The following is an 18,829-nucleotide window of genomic DNA, read 5'->3' as shown; positions in this document are numbered from 1 at the left end:
ATAGAAGAAAAAAAGGAGCAGTCTGATGACACAGCAATTTATCGTACCGCCGAAAAAAGGGCTCGGCCTGAAGGTTCACAAAGGGCAGATTATAAAAGTAGTCGATGTGGAAGGGCAGCAGGTGGCTGATTTTACGGCGTATCATGCCAAGGACTTTTATGAACATCTTGATCAGGGCGCGACGATTGATGCCAACCAGTCCATTCATGTAAAAACGGGTGATCATATTTATTCGAATTTATACAAGCCGATGCTGACGCTGATTGAGGATACAGTCGGCAAGCATGACCTGCTGCTTCCCGCCTGCCGTCCGGATATGAACAGGCTTTTATACGGAAAGCATAAAGACGAGCTCCAGGATACGTGCTATGACAATATGAGCGGGGCGCTTGAACCGTTCGGGGTGCCGCGGCCGCATATGCATTACCCATTTGCCATCTTTATGAACACGGTGCTCGATGAGAAGGGGAACTTATCAGTCGAAACGCCTCTTTCTGACGCGGGTGATTATGTACGGCTCCGTGCGGAAATGGATCTCGTCGTCGCGTTTTCATCCTGTCCGATTGAAAAAGGAAAATGCAACGGAGACAGCATCACGGCGCTGCGGGTGGAAATCAGCTGATCCCGGTGTATTTGATTCACTTAAAATCTGCACCTGTGCTATATTTAACAGAGAGTCGTACATAGTGGCATGATTCATTTTCAGCATGAACGGGAAATGGATCATAAAGAAACAATGCAGGAGGAGTGATTGGGATGAGCATCCAGAAACAAATTATGAATGATCTCCATGTAAAGCCCTCAATTGATCCGAAACAAGAAATTGAGGACAGAGTGAACTTTCTGAAACAATATTTAAAAAAAACAGGTGCCAAAGGCTTTGTGCTCGGCATCAGCGGGGGGCAGGATTCCACGCTTGCGGGACGCCTCGCCCAGTTGGCGGCTGAAAGCATCAGAGAAGAAGGCGGAAACGCTGAATTTATCGCCGTCCGCCTTCCGCACGGCACACAGCAGGATGAGGATGACGCCCAATTGGCGCTCAAATTCATTAAACCTGATAAATCATGGACATTTGATATTAAGTCCGCTGTCAGCGCGTTCGCTGATCAGTATAAAAAAGACACGGGCGATCAGCTGTCTGACTTTAACAAAGGAAATGTAAAAGCCAGAATGAGAATGATCGCTCAATATGCCATCGGCGGACAAGAGGGGCTGCTTGTCATCGGAACCGACCATGCGGCCGAGGCGGTGACCGGTTTCTTCACGAAATACGGTGACGGCGGAGCTGATCTGCTGCCGCTGACCGGATTAACGAAACGCCAGGGCAGACGTTTATTAGAAGAACTCGGCGCGCCGGAACGCCTGTATTTGAAATTACCGACGGCCGATCTGCTCGATGAAAAACCGCAGCAGACTGATGAGACCGAACTCGGCATCACATACAATGACATTGATGATTATTTAGAAGGCAAGGATGTTTCTTCCGAAGTGATTGAAGCGCTGGAAAAACGCTACCTCAGTACGGAGCATAAGCGCCAGGTGCCGGCATCGATGTTTGATGATTGGTGGAAATAGAATAAAAAAAACCTCCCTTTTGAAAGGGAGGTTTTTTGTTTATTTCATTTTTATTTATCTACACTTTCATAAATCCCTACCCAATACCCTTTGCTGCTGTCATAGTATTTGCTTTTGAAAATCCATTTTGTTCCATCTAAAACGAAAGAAGCAGCGAAGTTGCCGTTAGGGCTTTGAACGAGTTTGATGGCATTAATGCCGGCATCTGCTTTCGTTGAGATTGGGCTATTTTCCGCGGATGCGGATGCTGTTGGTGATGCGGCAAAGGCAGGAGCGGCAGACATCAGTAAGGCAAGAGACAGCGCAGAACCGGTTAACACTTTTTTGAAATTCATTTCGAGCACTCCCTTTTCAAATGAAATGTGTTACAGTGTTAATAATTAGATGATTATCCATAAAATTCCTCCTCTATTTCTAAAATTTTTTTCTTAATTTGAAAAAACATCCCTTCAGAGGGGCTTTTTATTTATTGATCCATTTGCATGGATCAGGGACATGTTTTCAAAACGTTTTTTTATTTGATACGGATATGATTCAGCTTCACTATCAACCTGTCGGTGAATCTTCGAAGGCTGCCTCTCGAATCAGGGTTAAGAGGCAGATTTGCTTGGGCAGCGATCGTTTCTGCGACCTGCTGAATAGACATTTGGTCTGTATGGAGATGTTCTGTGAAGAGGCTATCAGACAGGCTGTTGATGCAGCGGTCGATTTGTTTTGCGGCCCAGGAGTTTTTTCCTTCCACTCTGGTGCGCAGGCGTTTCAGCAATGTTTCCTTTGAAGCCAGCAGGGTAAAGTGGTGAATGGTCCGGCCATCCTGTCTCAGCCTGCTGATAATGTCATGGAAGTATTGAACGTTCGTAATGGTCATGGGCACAATGATGATGCCCTGATATGTATCTGACAAATAGGAAAGCATGCTGTAATTGAATTCCCGCCACAGAGGGTAGCTTTGAAAGTCATCTTCAGCGATATCCGGCGGTATCATCGAACGCATCGCAAACCCCATCTTTTCAGGATCATATATGTAAGACGGTTTCAGTCTTCTGTGCAGTTCAAACGCTGTTTGTGTTTTTCCGGAACCGAAAGCCCCATTTATCCAAATGATCATCATGATATCCCCCTTTTTTTATATGATACAAAAAAAGACCCTTCGATCGAAGAGTCAGCGGGAAAAAACAGACGTATATTCGCGGAGCGATTCCTTTATATGCGTAAAGGCATGTTCTCCAAAATACTCAAGAGAAACAAAACCGTCATATTGTCTGTTCATCAGCTCTTTTAAAAATGCTTTTTGATCGATATCTCCTTGAAAAATCGGAGTTGGCTTGCTGAGATACCAGTTGGCAAAATCCCAGTGATAGTTTTTCAGATGAATGTGGCTGACGGTATGATACAGTTTTTCCAAAGCGGACATTTGGTCAACGTGATTGACGTGTAGGTTGGAGCCGTCAAAAATGGTGCGGACCCGCGGATGTCCGACATCCTCCAAAAATGCCAGCGCCGCCTCCGGTGTATCCGCGTACGTATCGTAATGAATCTCAAGCCCGATATCGACTTCATAGTCATCTGCGAGCCGTGCCGCCTGCTGAAATTGATCAACCGCACGTTGCCACTTTTCCGGTGACGTCCGGTGCGAAGGAAGATTGCCGGCAAAGACTCTGATCAAGGGACTGTGCAGCTGTCGTGCCGCGCTTAATGCCCTTTGAACATCCTTTAACGCCTGCCTTTCATCCTGAGTGGCGAAGTCAGTGTACAAACTGACGGCAGGCACCCCGATGCCTTCCTCCTGAAGCTGCTGATAAAGCCTGTCGAGCGGGCCGATTTCCTCTATATATTGTTTAGCGTGTCCGTACCACAGTTCGATTCCCTCAAAGGAGTGCTCCTTCGCGAAAGAAATGATGTCGAAAATATGCTTTTTCTTACATCCTGTCGTGCAAAAACTCAGTTTCATCGATAATCCTCCCGTAACTGTCTATCATATGTGTACTTTTTCCCCGGGTGCGATACGGATAAACAGGTGAAAAGGGCAGACACTTTTTTATAAGCGGGGTGTGTCTGCATCAGGTCAGTGCGGCACACAAATTGTTTAACGCTTTTTTGCGTCAAAGTATTAAATAATTAACCGAAGTGTTGTACAATTAATTTCATTCGAGTAAGGGGGGAGAAGCCATTGAAAAAAGAAACGGAGCTGAGGGCCTTCAGTCCCGTCCGCAATAAACCGACTCGCGCTCGTTATGTGATATTGGTTCTTTTGTTTTTTATCACTGCGATTAATTATATAGACCGAGCCAGTGTATCTATTGTCGGCCCATCCATTCAACATTCGCTGAACCTAAGCCCCGCGCTTTTGGGCATCGTTTTTTCTGCGTTCAGCTGGACCTATACGGGGATGCAGATTCCAGGCGGGCTCATTTTGGATAAATTCGGGTCAAAACGGACATACGGAATTTCTTTATTTGTGTGGTCGGTTTTTACCGGAGTACAAGCTTTTGCGGCAAGTTTCGGGTTTCTATTCGGCTGCCGCCTGCTCATCGGCATAGCTGAATCGCCGGCGTTTCCGGCAAACAATCGGATTGTCACGACATGGTTTCCAAGGCGGGAACGCGCCTTTGCGACGGGTGTTTATACGGCGGGGGAATATGTCGGGCTGGCGTTTGCCACACCGGTTTTATTCTGGGTGTTAACGGCATTTGACTGGCGCGCCGTATTTATTTCCTCAGGGGTGCTCGGAATTGTTTTCTCCATTTTCTGGTTTAAAATGTATCACGAGCCGAACGGGTATCGGAAAGTGAATCGTGAGGAGCTTGATTATATTAAAGAAGGCGGCGGACTGACTGAGGTGTCTGATTCAGCCGGCAGGATATCGTGGGCGGATTTCGTCCAGCTTCTAAAATACCGCAAGCTTGTCGGATTGTATATCGGCCAATTCGCCGTAGCCTCCACGCTGTTCTTCTTTTTGACATGGTTTCCGACTTATCTGGCGGAGGCAAAGCACATGGCTTTCTTAAAAGTCGGCTTCGCCGCATCAATCCCGTATATCGCCGCTTTTTTCGGCGTATTGTTCGGCGGATTTTGGTCTGACGGCATGATGAAACGGGGGGTGTCGGTGAACGTTGCCCGGAAAACGCCCGTCATCCTCGGTCTTCTGCTGACAGGCTCCATCGTGCTCGCGAATGTTACGGATTCTGCTCCTGCGGTTTTGACGATCTTATCCATTGCTTCTTTTGCGCAGGGCATGTCCAATATATCCTGGACGATGCTGAGTGAGGTCGCGCCAAGCGAAACAATCGGATTGGCAGGGGGCGTCTTTAGCTTTTTCGCCAATATGGCCGGCATTATCACCCCGCTTCTCATCGGGTTTATCGTTTCTGCGACCGGTTCATATAACGGAGCGATTCTGTTTGTCGGCGCTGTCGCATTTATCGGGGCATTTTCTTATATTTTCATTGTCGGAAAGGTGGAACGCATTACGCTCCGATAGAAAGAAAAACTCATCTCTTCTTATAAAGGATGGGTTTTCTTTCATTGCATTATCTCTATATTTCAATATTGAGTTATCATATAATAAACATAACTTTTTCATTTCTTAGGAGGATTTCGCCGAAGATGAACGCAAAACGTGCCATTCCCGTAAGAGAAAGAAATATCGTACTGATCGGATTCATGGGTGTCGGAAAGACAACAATCGGCCAGCTGGTCGCTAAGAAATTATACAGAGACTTTATTGATATTGATTTGCAGATTGAGAAAGATTTCAATATGTCCATCCCTGAAATGTTTGAGAAAAAAGGTGAAGCCTTTTTCCGTCAGACTGAAAAGGACTATATATTAGATATCTGCCGCAATACGAAATTCAAGATCGTGTCGCTTGGGGGCGGTTCGTTTAAACAAGAGGAAATCAGACAGTGCTGCCTTGAAAACTGCCTCGTGCTCCATCTTGATTTATCATGGGAGAATTGGAAGCAGCGGGCTGACCTGCTGATTGAAAGCCGTCCCGTTCTGCATAACCGTTCCATGGATGAAATGCAGCAGCTCTTTAACGAGCGCCAAAGCATCTATGATAAACATAATTCAAAAGTGGCGACGGATAATCTGGAACCAGAAGAAATAGCCGATTATATCGTAGAAACGTTAAAAATCGGCTGGGACCTGTATCAGCCGATGTAAAAAGAGCCGTGACGCTGTGAGCGCACGGCTTTTTTGTTTTTAAACAAACGTTTATTAAAATGTTTAGAAAATGAGTGTAAAATCGTGTTAAGATAGAGTCAGAAAATTAAAACATATAAAACAAAGGAGAATAATCGGATATGCAATTATACGACTTGCCGCTCGACCAACTGCAAACCTATAAACCAAATAAAACCGCTCCTCATGACTTTTCAGATTTTTGGGCATCATCATTACATGAGCTTGCAAAGGAAGAGGCAAAGCCTGAATTAAAGGCTGAAAGCTACCCGGCTGACGGCGTGAAAGTATTCCGGCTGACATACCGAAGCTTCGGCAAGGCGGAAATTGAGGGATGGTACGCCGTTCCCGACCGGCAAGGACCGCATCCGGCCATCGTGAAATATCACGGCTATAATGCGAGCTATGACGGGGATATACATGACATCGTAAATTGGGCGCTTCACGGATATGCCGCGTTCGGCATGCTTGTCCGCGGCCAGCACAGCAGCACAGATACAAGCGTCTCACCGCACGGACACGTTCCCGGCTGGATGACGAAAGGGATTTTAGATAAAGATACATATTATTACCGCGGCGTGTACTTAGACGCCGTCCGGGCTTTGGAAGTCATCAGCGGCTTTGATGAAGTGGATGAAACGAGGATCGCCGTCATCGGCGGGAGCCAGGGAGGCGGACTTTCAATCGCCGCGGCGGCACTATCTGACATTCCGAGAGCGGTTGCGGCCGATTATCCTTATTTAAGCAATTTTGAGCGGGCCATTGATGTCGCTCTTGATGAGCCGTATCTTGAGATTAACTCCTTTTTCAGAAAGAACGGCAGTCCTGAAACGGAGAAGGCCGCGATGAATACACTGGCCTATTTTGATATCATGAATCTGGCGGACCGCGTAAAAGTTCCGGTGCTCATGTCCATCGGGCTGATTGACCGCGTGACCCCGCCGTCGACGGTGTTTGCCGCGTACAATCATCTGGAAACGGAAAAAGAATTGAAGGTTTACCGGTATTTCGGACATGAATACATACCTTCTTTCCATACGGAAAAGCTGGCCTTTCTGAAAGCGCATCTGAAAGGCTGACGACAGCGAAAAGCCCAAGTACTCGGGCTTTTTTCAGGAATGATCACGGAAAAGGACGGATACAGATGGAACAAAGGATCATCGAAGAATTAAAACGAATTGAAGCACAGCACGGCGTCAAGGTGCTTTACGCCGTAGAATCAGGGAGCCGCGCATGGGGATTTCCGTCAAGCGACAGCGACTATGATGTACGGTTTCTCTATGTGCCGAAAAAAGAATGGTACTTTTCGATCGAACCGCATAGGGATGTCATAGAAGAGCCGATTCATGACATGCTTGACATCAGCGGCTGGGAACTGAGAAAAGCGCTGCAGCTTTTTAAAAAATCAAATCCGCCTCTTTTGGAATGGCTCTCTTCTGAGATGATCTATTATGAAGCTTTCTCAGCGGCTGAAAAGCTTCGAAAACTGAAAATCCGCGCCTTTTCGCCTGAAGCCGGCATCTATCATTATCTCAATATGGCAAAACGGAATGAAAAAACGGAATTGCGGGGCAGTGAAGTGAAGATTAAAAAGTATTTTTATGTTCTGCGTCCTCTCCTTGCCTGCAGATGGATTGAAACGTTCGGCTCCGTACCGCCGATGTCATTTCCCGTACTGGCCGATTCCTTATTGACGGATGAAGCGCTCATTTCTGAAATCAATACACTGCTTACAAGGAAAAAAAGCGGTCAGGAGCTGGCTCCGGAACCGAGAAATACGATCATTCATGCATTTATAGAAGAAGAAATAGAACGAATCGGGCACTATGTCAAAACGATCAAAACGCCGAAACCTGACATAACGGAGGAACTGAATCGGCTATTGATTCAGACCGTCGAAGAGGCGTGGGGGGAAAAAGGCGGAAATTGACGATTGCCGTCATTTCCGTCCGCCTTTTTTCGGCATAATCCGCCTGCTATCTAAGAAGCTGATTGTGGTAAAACCACAAAAATTTATCAGAATCTTTGTATTTTTAGAATATTGTGAGAGGATGTTTTGTCCATTTACAATAGACTCATACAAATACTTCTTAGATTGCGGGGTGTTAAGGTTGGAAGTGATTACAAGAGATTTTTTCTTATTTTTATCCAAGAGCAGCTTTCTCAATAAGATGGCGCGAAGCTGGGGAAGCCGTGTGGCAGCCGGCAAAATCATCGGAGGAATGGATTTCCGCAGTTCTATCCCGACAATCCGACATTTGAACAGCCAGGGGCTGTCAGTTACTGTCGATCATTTGGGGGAATTTGTCAACAGCGGTGATGTCGCGAAAGAACGCACCGAGGAGTGCATGCAGACCATCGCCTTAATCGCTGATGAACAGCTGAATTCCCAAGTGTCATTAAAAATGACGTCTTTAGGTCTTGATATAGATCTCGATCTCGTCTATGAAAATATGACGAAAATCCTCCAGACGGCTGAAAAACATAAAGTCATGGTGACGATTGACATGGAAGATGAAACGAGATGCCAGAAGACGCTGGATATCTTTAAAGACTTCCGGAGCCGGTATGAATATGTTAGCACCGTGGTGCAGGCCTATCTGTACAGAACGGAGAAGGATCTTGATGACCTCAGCCCGCTGAATCCGTTTCTGCGGCTTGTCAAAGGGGCCTATAAAGAATCGGAAAAGGTGGCCTATCCTGAAAAAAGCGACGTCGATGAAAATTATAAAAGACTCATCCGCAAACAGCTTTTAAAAGGACATTATACGGCAGTTGCCACGCATGATGACAAAATGATCGAGTTTACAAAACAGCTTGCCAAAGAGCACGGCATTCCAAACGACCGTTTTGAGTTTCAGATGCTGTACGGCATGCGCTCGCAAACCCAGCTCAGCCTGGTGGAAGAAGGATACCGCATGAGAGTCTACCTGCCTTACGGGGATGACTGGTACGGTTATTTCATGAGACGGCTCGCCGAACGCCCCTCAAACATCGCATTCGCCTTTAAAGGAATGACTAAGAAGTAAAAAAGGGAGAGATGACAATGACTACACCTTATAAACACGAACCATTCACGAATTTCCAAGATCAATCGAACGTTGAAGAATTTAAGAAAGCGCTTGCGACGGTAAATGAGTATCTGGGAAAAGATTATCCGCTCGTCATCAACGGTGAAAAGGTAGAGACGGAAGCGAAAATCGTTTCAATCAATCCGGCTGATAAAGAAGAAGTCGTCGGAAAAGTGTCAAAGGCGTCCCAGGAGCACGCTGAGCAAGCGATTGAAGCAGCTGCGAAAGCGTTCGAAGAGTGGAGATACACATCCCCTGAAGAAAGAGCGGCCGTTTTGTTCCGCGCAGCTGCCAAAGTCCGCCGCAGAAAGCACGAATTCTCCGCCCTGCTCGTCAAGGAAGCGGGAAAACCTTGGAACGAAGCTGATGCGGATACGGCGGAAGCCATCGACTTTATGGAATACTACGCACGCCAAATGATCGAACTGGCAAAAGGCAAACCGGTCAACAGCCGTGAGGGCGAGAAAAACCAATATGTGTACACGCCGACTGGAGTGACAGTTGTTATTCCGCCGTGGAACTTCTTGTTTGCGATCATGGCAGGAACAACAGTGGCGCCGATCGTTACTGGAAACACAGTGGTTCTAAAGCCTGCGAGTGCTACACCGGTCATCGCAGCAAAATTTGTTGAGGTGCTTGAAGAGTCCGGATTGCCAAAAGGCGTAGTCAACTTTGTGCCGGGAAGCGGAGCAGAAGTAGGCGATTATCTTGTTGACCATCCGAAAACAAGCCTTATCACATTTACAGGATCACGTGAAGTCGGTACGAGAATTTTCGAACGCGCGGCAAAAGTGCAGCCGGGCCAGCAGCATTTAAAACGTGTCATTGCAGAAATGGGCGGTAAAGATACGGTTGTCGTTGACGAAGATGCGGACATTGAATTGGCGGCTCAATCCATCTTTACATCAGCATTCGGCTTCGCGGGACAAAAATGTTCTGCAGGTTCACGTGCAGTTGTCCATGAAAAAGTGTATGATCAAGTATTAGAGCGTGTCATTGAAATTACGGAATCAAAAGTAACAGCTAAACCTGATAGTGCAGATGTTTATATGGGACCTGTCATTGACCAAGGTTCTTATGATAAAATTATGAGCTATATTGAAATCGGAAAAGAAGAAGGGCGTTTAGTAAGCGGCGGCACTGGTGATGATTCGAAAGGATACTTCATCAAACCGACGATCTTCGCTGACCTTGATCCGAAAGCAAGACTCATGCAGGAAGAAATTTTCGGGCCTGTCGTGGCGTTTTCTAAAGTGTCAAACTTTGATGAAGCTTTAGAAGTGGCCAACAATACTGAATACGGTTTGACAGGCGCGGTCATTACAAATAACCGCAAACATATTGAACGGGCGAAACAGGAATTCCATGTCGGCAACCTGTACTTCAACCGCAATTGTACGGGAGCGATTGTCGGCTACCATCCGTTCGGAGGCTTCAAAATGTCCGGCACTGATTCAAAAGCGGGCGGCCCGGATTATTTGGCCCTCCACATGCAGGCGAAAACAATCAGTGAAATGTTTTAAGAGGGACTGAATGGGCATCCTCCTCGCGGGGGGTGTCCATTTCACCATAAACATATAAAGCGGAGGAGGAAATGCCATAGCAAACATTCAGTTGATTATTTCCATTTGTATTTATATGTCGGGCATGCTGTTTATCGGCTATTACGCCTACAGACGGACGTCAAATCTGACGGATTACATGCTCGGGGGGCGTTCTTTAGGCCCTGCCGTCACAGCGCTCAGCGCGGGAGCGGCGGATATGAGCGGATGGCTCTTGATGGGGCTTCCGGGCGCTATGTTCTCGACAGGATTAAGCGGCGCTTGGATTGTGCTCGGGCTTGTGCTCGGGGCGTGGGCGAACTGGCTTTTCGTGGCGCCGAGACTGAGAACGTATACCGAAAAAGCGGGGAATTCCATCACCATTCCGGGTTTCCTTGAAAACCGTTTCGGTGATCATACGAAGCTTCTCAGACTGTTTTCGGGTCTTGTCATTCTCGTCTTTTTCACATTTTACGTATCATCCGGCATGGTATCCGGAGGTGTCTTATTCAACAGCATTTTAGGGTTGAAGTACCACACGGGGTTGTGGGTCGTGACAGGCGTCGTTGTCGCCTACACCTTGTTCGGAGGCTTTTTGGCGGTAAGCTGGACGGACTTTGTTCAAGGGATCATTATGTTTGCGGCGCTTATTCTTGTGCCGATTGTGACGATTTTCCATACGGGCGGCCCGGGGGAAACCGTTGCCGATATCCGTTCCGTCAACCCGGAACTGTTTAACATGTTCAAAGGGACGACCGTCCTTGGCATTATTTCTTTATTTGCGTGGGGGCTCGGCTATTTCGGGCAGCCGCATATTATTGTGCGTTTTATGGCGATCACGTCTGTGAAAGAAATCAAACGCGCCAGACGGATCGGAATGGGATGGATGATTTTGTCTGCACTAGGCGCGCTGTTTACGGGTCTTGCGGGAATCGCGTATTACCACCAGAACGGACTGAAGCTGGCTGATCCGGAAACCATTTTTATTCAGCTCGGCAACATTCTGTTCCACCCGATTATTACGGGATTTCTCATTTCTGCGATTTTAGCGGCTATTATGAGTACGATTTCGTCTCAGCTGCTCGTCACGTCCAGTTCTTTAGTAGAGGATTTGTATAAGTCCATGTTCAGGCGTTCGGCTTCTGATAAGGAACTCGTATTTCTGGGGAGAATGGCAGTGCTTGCGGTGTCAATCATCGCTTTGGTGCTCGCCTGGGAGAAAAATAACACGATACTTGGTCTTGTCAGCTATGCATGGGCGGGATTCGGCGCTTCATTCGGGCCGGTCGTACTGCTCAGTTTATTTTGGAAACGGATGACGAAATGGGGGGCACTCGCCGGCATGATTGCGGGAGCGATTACCGTAATCATTTGGGCGAATGCCGGTCTTTCAGACTTTTTGTACGAAATCATTCCGGGCTTTGCTGTAAGCCTTGCCGCTGTATTTGTCGTCAGCTTATTGACACAGGCTCCGTCAAAAGATGTCACAGATCAGTTTCATGAGTACCGTGATACACTTTCTCAATAAAAGCAAGGAACGAGAGGAAGAAGGGACCGCCCTTTTTCCTCTTTTCACGATACAGGCTTTCGGATCATGCCGTTTTGGGAATATGTGAATTTTTTTCTATACAAAAAGTCACCCCGCAGAGTATGATAAAGATAAAAAGAGCATAGGAGAAATAGGTATGGAAGAGCTTTTAGAGAGAGTTTTTTCATTTACGGACATTGATAAATTAATTGATTTCATCAGTTATGAATTGCAGAAGCCCGTTATTCTGGAAAGCGCGGATTTCTTTTTGCTTGCCTATAATTCTTATTACATTAATCACTTCGACTCCGCCAACCAGCAGACGATATTTTCAAAAAAATGCCCCGTGCAGATTTTTGAAAGGTTTCTGAAGGACGGGGTGATCGAAAAGCTGAAAACCGTTCCTGAACCGTTCCGTGTCGAAAAAATAGACAGTATCGGACTGAATCAGAGAGTGGTTGTAAGCGCAAAACATAAAGGCGAAGTGATGGGCTACATCTGGATTCAGGAGCTCGACCGAAACTTGACGGACGAGGAGCTCGATTTTTTATATGAAACTTCATTCCATGTCGGAAAAATCATCTATAAAACGAACCGGCTGAAACAGGAAAAAGAAGAGAGAGCGGAAGACCTGGTGAAACGGGCGATCTTTCAGCAATTCTCCTCTGAAAAGGAGTTCAGGCGGGAAGCGGAAAAGATGAACGCCGTGCTGCCGTCGGTTTTTTCGGTAGTCGTCCTGCACGCCGCAAATGGGGATGGGGAGGCAGTCGAAGATGTGAAGGAAAACATCAAATCGTACTTGAATTTGCGGGATAAAGTCAGTCACGTCTTAACCATTGATTCCAATATTGTCATCGTCGTCGCAAGCTTCTCGCAAAAAAGCTCCGGCACTTCGGCAGCATCTGAATTCATCCACAAACTGCTGACTCATTTTCACTTTCAGAAGATCCCCACTCCCATCTATATCGGAATCGGCAATGAATACAGCAGCATCCTGAAGCTCGGCAAAAGTTATATAGAGGCCCTTGAAGTCATAAAGGCCGCCGAAATTACCGGAAACCAGGAAAATATCCCGTACGAATACAGTAAGCTCGGGATTTACCGCTATCTTGAAAGCATCGAAGAAAAAAACGCCTCACTGGAATATGTAAACGATGATTTAGCGTTATTAAAAGCCAAAGACAGAGAAAGCAGTACCGAACTGCTGAAAACGTTAGAAATCTATCTCCTCAATAACTGCAAAACAAAACCAGCCGCAGAACAGCTTTTTATTCATCAAAACACATTGAACTACCGTATCAAACAGATTCTTGACATGACATCAATTAATTTAAACGACTTCAGGACAAGGTGCCAGCTGTATCTCGATATCATGCTGATGAAAAAGAGATAAAAAAGAAACCAGTCGCCGTACTGGTTTCAGTTTTAATACCTTCCCGCTTATCAATCTCAGAACCTCACTTCTGAATCACTCCTTTCCCGCAAGAGAGAAATGAATAAACACTGCTCCTCAATATGTGTTATACTTTCATTGATATTGATTCTCAATTAAAAATGTTGAAGTATAGATATAAACGGGAGGCAGAACGATGGCGGAAAATCATGAGGTGTATGACGTCACGATTATAGGCGGAGGCCCGATCGGCCTGTTTGCGGCTTTTTATTGCGGGATGCGCGAGCTGAAAACGAAAGTGATCGAGTTTTTGCCGCGGCTCGGAGGGAAAGTGTCTATGTTTTTCCCTGAAAAAATCATCCGTGATATCGGCGGAATACCCGGGATTGCCGGAGAACAGCTGATTAAGCAGCTGAAGGAGCAGGCGGCGACATTTGAGCCGGATATCGTGTTGAATCAGCGGGTGACCGGATTTGAACGGCTGGAAGACGGAACCATTGTGCTGGAAAGTTCCGAAGGGGAAAAGCACTATACGCGCACGGTGATTTTGGCCGTCGGCATGGGGACGCTTGAGGTCAATGAACTTGACAGCGCGGATGCGAGCCGTTATTCGGGAAAGAACCTTCATTATAAGGTAGAGAAGCTTGATGCGTTTCGAGATAAGCATGTCGTGATTTCAGGAGGGGGAGATACCGCGGTTGACTGGGCGAATGAGCTGGAACCGATTGCGGCGTCTGTTACCGTCTTGCACCGCAGGGAGGAGTTCGGCGGTTTGGAAAGCAGCGTGGCGAAAATGAAGCGGTCTTCCGTGCGGGTGCTTGCGCCATATCGTCTGAAGCATCTCAACGGCACCGGAGAACGGATCGAGAGCGTCACCGTTTGCCAAACTGAGTCCGGACTTTCTGAAGACATCAAGCTTGATGAGCTCATTATCAACCACGGGTTTAAAATTGATCTCGGTCCGATGAAGGACTGGGGGCTTGAGATAGAAGAAGGCAGGATTAAAGCTGACAGACATATGCGGACGAATCTTTCGGGCGTGTTTGTCGCCGGTGACGCCGCCCATTATGAAAGCAAGCTCAGATTGATTGCAGGCGGTTTCACGGAGGGGCCGACCGCCGTGAACAGCGCCAAAGCCTATTTGGACCCGCAGGCGGATCAGATGGCGATGTATTCGACTCACCATAAAAAATTGGTGACACAATAAAAAAGGGCTGACCCCCGATGTTGAGTCTGGGGGGTCAGAAAAGCATTCCGGCGTATCAGCTGTGAACGAGCATGTCTTTCATTTCATTTCGTATAAACGCAAATAACTGTTCCTGATTTTTCACGGCGGTAAACCCGCAGCCGGCGGGGACGTCTTCGCCCATGCAGATGACGGGAGGGCGGTTTGCTGACGGATCCGGTGATATGCCGATTTGTTTTCCGGCGCTGATCAAATGCTGAGCGGATTCTTTGCCCGTACAGATAATCATTTGCAGAGGAGACTCGCTGATCGTGCGTTCGATCATGGAAGTGAACCGCTCATCTGCGATATGTTCATGGGTGATATAAAACGGGCATGATTTTGAGTCTGACAAGTTTTCTGCTGCTTGACGGCTTCCTACAATGAGTGAATGCGGAGAATCAATTTGACATTCGGATAGGACATAGCCCCGTTTTGTCAGTTCCGTCTTTGCGGCCTCAGTCGCTGCATTCAGGCTTGCGGTCACCCGGCGGATGTCGATCTGCTTGAAAGCCAGTGTGTCAAAGAATTCGCATACCGCAAGGCGTGATGTGAAAAATAGTTGTTCAAAGGTGCTGATCTGTTTCAGGATATTTTCGTTTGCGGGCATTTTTTTAACGATCCGCTTCGGCCACTCAATAACATCGGCGCCATACTCGCGCAGCTTGTCTGTCAATGTATGTTCTTCATCGCCATGAGTGACAACCATGATATGCCGCCCGATGAACGGCTTGCTTTCAAACCAGCTGTGTGTTTGAAAATTGACAATATCACCGATGACGATAATGGCAGGGTTGGTGATGTTTTGGCTTTGAACTTTTTCATGGATATCCTGAAGCGTTCCTTTAACGCTCCGCTGCCGCCCCCACGTCCCCCATTGAATGACGAGTACGGGAACGGAAGGGGATTTTCCGTACTCCGTAAGCTTACGGCATATAAATGACAGGTTTTTAACGCCCATATAAAACACAAGCGTTTGAACGCTTCGGGCAAGCCCTTCCCAGTCGAGATTCGGCCTGCCGTGCAATGATGTATCATGAGCGGTGATCATCGCGAAGGACGAAGCGAAATCACGATGGGTGACGGGGACTCCCGCATACAGCGGCGCTGCGATTCCCGAGGTGATGCCGGGCACCATTTCGTAGCGGATGCCGTGCTGATGAAGCGCCTCTGCTTCTTCGCCGACTCTGCCGAACACACTTGGGTCTCCGCCTTTCAAGCGGACTACGGTGCAGCCCTCCGCCGCTTTTTCAATCAGCAGGGCATTTATCTCAGACTGTTTCATAAAATGGCGGTCGGGCAGCTTTCCGCAATAAATGAACCGGCAGTCCGGTGAGGCATATTCAAGAAACTTTGGGTTTGCGAGCCGGTCATACAAAATGATATCCGCTTTCTCCAGAGCCTGTTTTCCTTTTACGGTGATCAGCCCCGGGTCTCCTGGTCCGGCACCGACAAAATATACGATTCCGTTTTTCATGATGGCGTCATCCCTTCAGCAATTTAAAAAATGAAGGACCACTTGAAAAAGTGATCCGGTCTTTGCTCAATACAGGAGGTATACATTCTCTCCTTCAATCAGTGTTTCGTATGTTTTGACACAGCCATGATCCGGCTCTTGGACTTTTCCGTCTTCTAAGGAGATTTTCCAGTCATGCATCGGGCAGAAGACGTATTCTCCGCTGACGATGCCTTCAGCCAAGACGCCCCCTTTATGGGGACAGCGGTTTTCGACGGCGCGGACGCTCCCGTCAGAAAGCTTAAATACGGCAAGCTCTTTATCTTCTATATATACGGTTTTTCCTAACTCCTCGGGTAATTCGTTTACTTTGCCTATGCAAACCTTTGTCATATCTTTATTAACCATGTCCGTTCCCCCTTACTGTTTTATGAAGTCGTGACGACATTTTCGAATAGATCTTTAGATGCTTTTTTATCTTTAAGGAAGTATTGCCACGGATCTTTGTGGACAGAGAGTGTCTCATTCATTCTGTCGTTGAGCTCCTGCCGTTTTTCCGGATCGTTTAATACGGATTGGACATGGGATAAACCGACGCGCTCAAGCCATGCGGATGTACGTTCCAGATAGTTTGCGGTTTCCCGGTAATATTGCAGATAAGCGCCTGCGTATTCTAATACTTCTTCATTCGTTTTTACTTTCATCAGCAAATCACCGGCGCGCAAATGGGTTCCGCCGTTTCCGCCGACATAAAGCTCCCAGCCTCCGTCGATGCCGACAACGCCAAGGTCCTTAATGCCTGATTCCGCACAGTTCCGAGGGCAGGCGGACACGGCCATTTTGACCTTATGAGGCGTATTGAGCCCTTCGAATTTTTTCTCAAGCGCAATGCCCAGTGCCATGGAGTCTTGCGTGCCGAAGCGGCAGAATTGTTCGCCTACGCACGTTTTTACCGTGCGGAGTGTTTTTCCGTACGCGTAGCCTGAAGGCATATCAAGCTCGGCCCATACTTTCGGCAGGTCTTCTTTTTTGACGCCGATGAGATCAATTCGCTGGCCGCCTGTCATTTTAACGAGCGGGATCTCATATTTGTCGACGACATCGGCGATCTTGCGGAGATCCTGAGAGTTGGTCACGCCGCCGTACATCCGGGGAACGACTGAGTATGTTCCGTCTTTTTGAATATTGGCGTGCATCCGTTCGTTCACAAAACGGGATGTCCTGTCATCCTCGTATGTAGCCGGATTAATCATGCCTAAGTAGTAGTTGAGGGCAGGACGGCATTTGGAGCAGCCCTCCGGCGTTTTCCAGCCGAGCACGTTCATGATTTCTCTTGTATGGGACAGCCCTTTGGCTTTGATTTCTTCTACGACTTCATCTCTCGACAGTGATGTGCAGCCGCAAATCGCTTCTTTTTGCGCGGACGCGTCAAATTCTGAGCCCAGTGTATATTGAAGAATGTCTTCCACGAGCGGTTTACAGCCTCCGCAGGAACGGGATGCCCCGGTGCATGCTTTGATTTCGTCCGTAGATGTGCAGCCTTTTTCCTGAATGGCTTGAATAATCGCGCCTTTTGATACGCCGTTGCATCCGCAGATGATTTCATCGTCGCTCATCGCCGCGGTCATGCTTGCGCCTGCTTCCTGATCAAGAGGCTGTAAGATTGATATTTTGGAGGTTTCAGAGATATCGGCTTCTTTTTGAATCATTGAAAACAGGCGGCTGCCCTCGCTGCTGTCTCCGAACAAAACAGCGCCGACAATTTGATTGCCCCTCAGGACGATTTTTTTATAAATGCCGTCCTGCTCATCGAACACTTTAATCGCTTTTTTGTCCTCTGATTCGTTAAAGTCACCGGCAGAGAAGACTTCGACGCCTGATACCTTTAATTGAGTGGAGAGAACGGAGCCTTCATACGGTTTTGTTTCAATGCCGCAAATATGTTTGGCCAGCACTTTTGCCTGTTCATAGAGCGGCGCCACAAGACCGTATGCGATTCCGCGGTGCTCGGCACATTCACCGACCGCGTAAATGTGCGGAATGTCAGTCTGCATATAATCGTTGACAATGATTCCACGGTTTACCGGAATGCCGCTTTCTGTGCCAAGCTGTGTATTCGGGCGGATGCCGACCGCCATGACGACCAGGTCAGCTTCGATGCTTGTGCCGTCTTTGAAGCGTACGCCTTCGACACGGTCAGTACCGAGAATTTCTTCGGTTTGCTTTTCAAGGAAAAAGGTCATGCCTTGTTTTTCTAATTCGTTTTGCAGCAGGCGTCCCGCCGCTGCGTCAAGCTGGCGCTCCATCAGGAATGGGGCGAGGTGGATGACAGACACGTCCATTCCGAGATTCAGCAGTCCGCGTGCGGCTTCCAAACCAAGCAGTCCTCCGCCGATGACGGCTGCTTTTTTATATTGTTTTGACGCGGTGAGCATCGTGTCGGTATCTTTTATATCCCGGAAAGCCGTGACGCCTTGTTTGTCTGCGCCCGGAATCGGAAGGATAAAAGGGACAGAGCCTGTCGCCAGGATGAGTTCATCGTAAGGCTGGATTCTGTCTGCATCGGTGATGACGGTTTTGTTTTCCGTGTCGACTTTGATGACTGTTTCACCGGTATACAGCTGAATGTTGTTTTCTTTGTACCAGTTCCAATCGTTTAACGTAATGTCTTGAATGTCGGTATCGCCTTGCAGCACTTTTGACAGAAGGATTCGGTTATAGTTGGGATGAGGTTCGGCCCCGAATATTGTAATCTCGAATTCGTCTTTTGAAACACGCAGTATTTCTTCAATCGCTCTTACCCCGGCCATTCCATTTCCAACAAGGACTAGCTGTTTTTTTCCCATCAGATGATC

The 18,829-nt window shown here is 47.5% G+C and carries 17 protein-coding genes; 11 read left to right on the top strand and 6 right to left on the bottom strand.

Features of this window, described 5'->3' with window-relative positions; translation table 11 throughout:
- Window positions 1-25 precede the first annotated feature (25 nt).
- Both SB24_RS08130 and nadE read left to right on the top strand, forming a co-directional pair.
- Window positions 26-622, top strand: a complete 597-nt coding sequence (locus tag SB24_RS08130) for a DUF1989 domain-containing protein (protein WP_011996295.1) — start codon at window positions 26-28, stop codon at window positions 620-622.
- Between the two features lie 134 nt (window positions 623-756).
- The gene (nadE, locus tag SB24_RS08125; RefSeq protein ID WP_007409061.1) at window positions 757-1,575 is read left to right on the top strand and encodes an ammonia-dependent NAD(+) synthetase; all 819 of its coding nucleotides are present in this window, start codon (window positions 757-759) and stop codon (window positions 1,573-1,575) included.
- Window positions 1,576-1,625: 50 nt separating this feature from the next.
- Here the strand turns inward: nadE and SB24_RS08120 are convergent, their stop codons facing one another.
- The 3 genes from SB24_RS08120 to SB24_RS08110 form a co-directional block, all read right to left on the bottom strand.
- On the bottom strand, window positions 1,626-1,910 hold the full coding sequence (locus tag SB24_RS08120) for an antimicrobial peptide LCI (RefSeq protein ID WP_015416764.1): 285 nt from the start codon (window positions 1,908-1,910) through the stop codon (window positions 1,626-1,628).
- Window positions 1,911-2,089: 179 nt separating this feature from the next.
- Window positions 2,090-2,683, bottom strand: coding sequence for a tunicamycin resistance ATP-binding TmrB (gene tmrB / locus SB24_RS08115; RefSeq protein WP_015416765.1), 594 nt, complete (start codon window positions 2,681-2,683; stop codon window positions 2,090-2,092).
- Between the two features lie 54 nt (window positions 2,684-2,737).
- Window positions 2,738-3,526: a sugar phosphate isomerase/epimerase family protein gene (locus SB24_RS08110; protein WP_015416766.1), complete on the bottom strand. Its 789-nt coding sequence runs from the start codon at window positions 3,524-3,526 to the stop codon at window positions 2,738-2,740.
- A 219-nt stretch (window positions 3,527-3,745) separates the two neighbouring features.
- On the opposite strand from SB24_RS08110, the gene SB24_RS08105 reads away from it, so the two are divergent.
- The 9 genes from SB24_RS08105 (at window position 3,746) to SB24_RS08065 (ending at window position 14,500) form a co-directional block, all read left to right on the top strand.
- Complete coding sequence (locus tag SB24_RS08105; protein ID WP_039252850.1) at window positions 3,746-5,056, top strand: MFS transporter; 1,311 nt, start codon at window positions 3,746-3,748, stop codon at window positions 5,054-5,056.
- A gap of 125 nt (window positions 5,057-5,181) precedes the next feature.
- Window positions 5,182-5,742, top strand: a complete 561-nt coding sequence (locus SB24_RS08100; protein ID WP_003156609.1) for a shikimate kinase — start codon at window positions 5,182-5,184, stop codon at window positions 5,740-5,742.
- Between the two features lie 140 nt (window positions 5,743-5,882).
- Window positions 5,883-6,839: a cephalosporin C deacetylase gene (gene cah, locus SB24_RS08095; protein WP_007409374.1), complete on the top strand. Its 957-nt coding sequence runs from the start codon at window positions 5,883-5,885 to the stop codon at window positions 6,837-6,839.
- A 65-nt stretch (window positions 6,840-6,904) separates the two neighbouring features.
- Window positions 6,905-7,690 (top strand): nucleotidyltransferase domain-containing protein, encoded by a 786-nt coding sequence (locus tag SB24_RS08090; protein ID WP_039252847.1) that lies wholly within the window; start codon window positions 6,905-6,907, stop codon window positions 7,688-7,690.
- Between the two features lie 187 nt (window positions 7,691-7,877).
- Entirely contained in the window at window positions 7,878-8,789 is a 912-nt protein-coding gene (locus SB24_RS08085) for a proline dehydrogenase family protein (RefSeq protein ID WP_087920787.1), read from the top strand.
- A 17-nt stretch (window positions 8,790-8,806) separates the two neighbouring features.
- Window positions 8,807-10,354: an L-glutamate gamma-semialdehyde dehydrogenase gene (gene pruA / locus SB24_RS08080; protein ID WP_011996302.1), complete on the top strand. Its 1,548-nt coding sequence runs from the start codon at window positions 8,807-8,809 to the stop codon at window positions 10,352-10,354.
- A gap of 124 nt (window positions 10,355-10,478) precedes the next feature.
- Window positions 10,479-11,900 (top strand): sodium/proline symporter PutP, encoded by a 1,422-nt coding sequence (gene putP, locus SB24_RS08075; RefSeq protein WP_231571740.1) that lies wholly within the window; start codon window positions 10,479-10,481, stop codon window positions 11,898-11,900.
- A gap of 157 nt (window positions 11,901-12,057) precedes the next feature.
- Window positions 12,058-13,293: a proline utilization transcriptional regulator PutR gene (locus tag SB24_RS08070; protein WP_003156600.1), complete on the top strand. Its 1,236-nt coding sequence runs from the start codon at window positions 12,058-12,060 to the stop codon at window positions 13,291-13,293.
- A gap of 196 nt (window positions 13,294-13,489) precedes the next feature.
- The gene (locus SB24_RS08065) at window positions 13,490-14,500 is read left to right on the top strand and encodes an NAD(P)/FAD-dependent oxidoreductase (RefSeq protein WP_039252844.1); all 1,011 of its coding nucleotides are present in this window, start codon (window positions 13,490-13,492) and stop codon (window positions 14,498-14,500) included.
- Between the two features lie 55 nt (window positions 14,501-14,555).
- Here SB24_RS08065 and cobA read toward each other — a convergent pair whose 3' ends face one another.
- The 3 genes from cobA to nasD form a co-directional block, all read right to left on the bottom strand.
- Window positions 14,556-15,995, bottom strand: a complete 1,440-nt coding sequence (gene cobA / locus SB24_RS08060) for a uroporphyrinogen-III C-methyltransferase (protein WP_039252843.1) — start codon at window positions 15,993-15,995, stop codon at window positions 14,556-14,558.
- A gap of 66 nt (window positions 15,996-16,061) precedes the next feature.
- Window positions 16,062-16,382: a nitrite reductase small subunit NirD gene (gene nirD / locus SB24_RS08055; protein ID WP_007409365.1), complete on the bottom strand. Its 321-nt coding sequence runs from the start codon at window positions 16,380-16,382 to the stop codon at window positions 16,062-16,064.
- 20 nt (window positions 16,383-16,402) lie between these two features.
- Window positions 16,403-18,820, bottom strand: coding sequence for an NADPH-nitrite reductase (gene nasD, locus SB24_RS08050; protein WP_039252841.1), 2,418 nt, complete (start codon window positions 18,818-18,820; stop codon window positions 16,403-16,405).
- Window positions 18,821-18,829: the final 9 nt, after the last annotated feature.

Origin of the sequence: Bacillus sp. Pc3, from assembly GCF_000815145.1 — a bacterium.
Taxonomy (GTDB): Bacteria; Bacillota; Bacilli; order Bacillales; family Bacillaceae; genus Bacillus; species Bacillus velezensis.
Note: the sequence above shows the minus strand (reverse complement) of the source record. Positions and strands in the feature narration are given on the sequence as shown.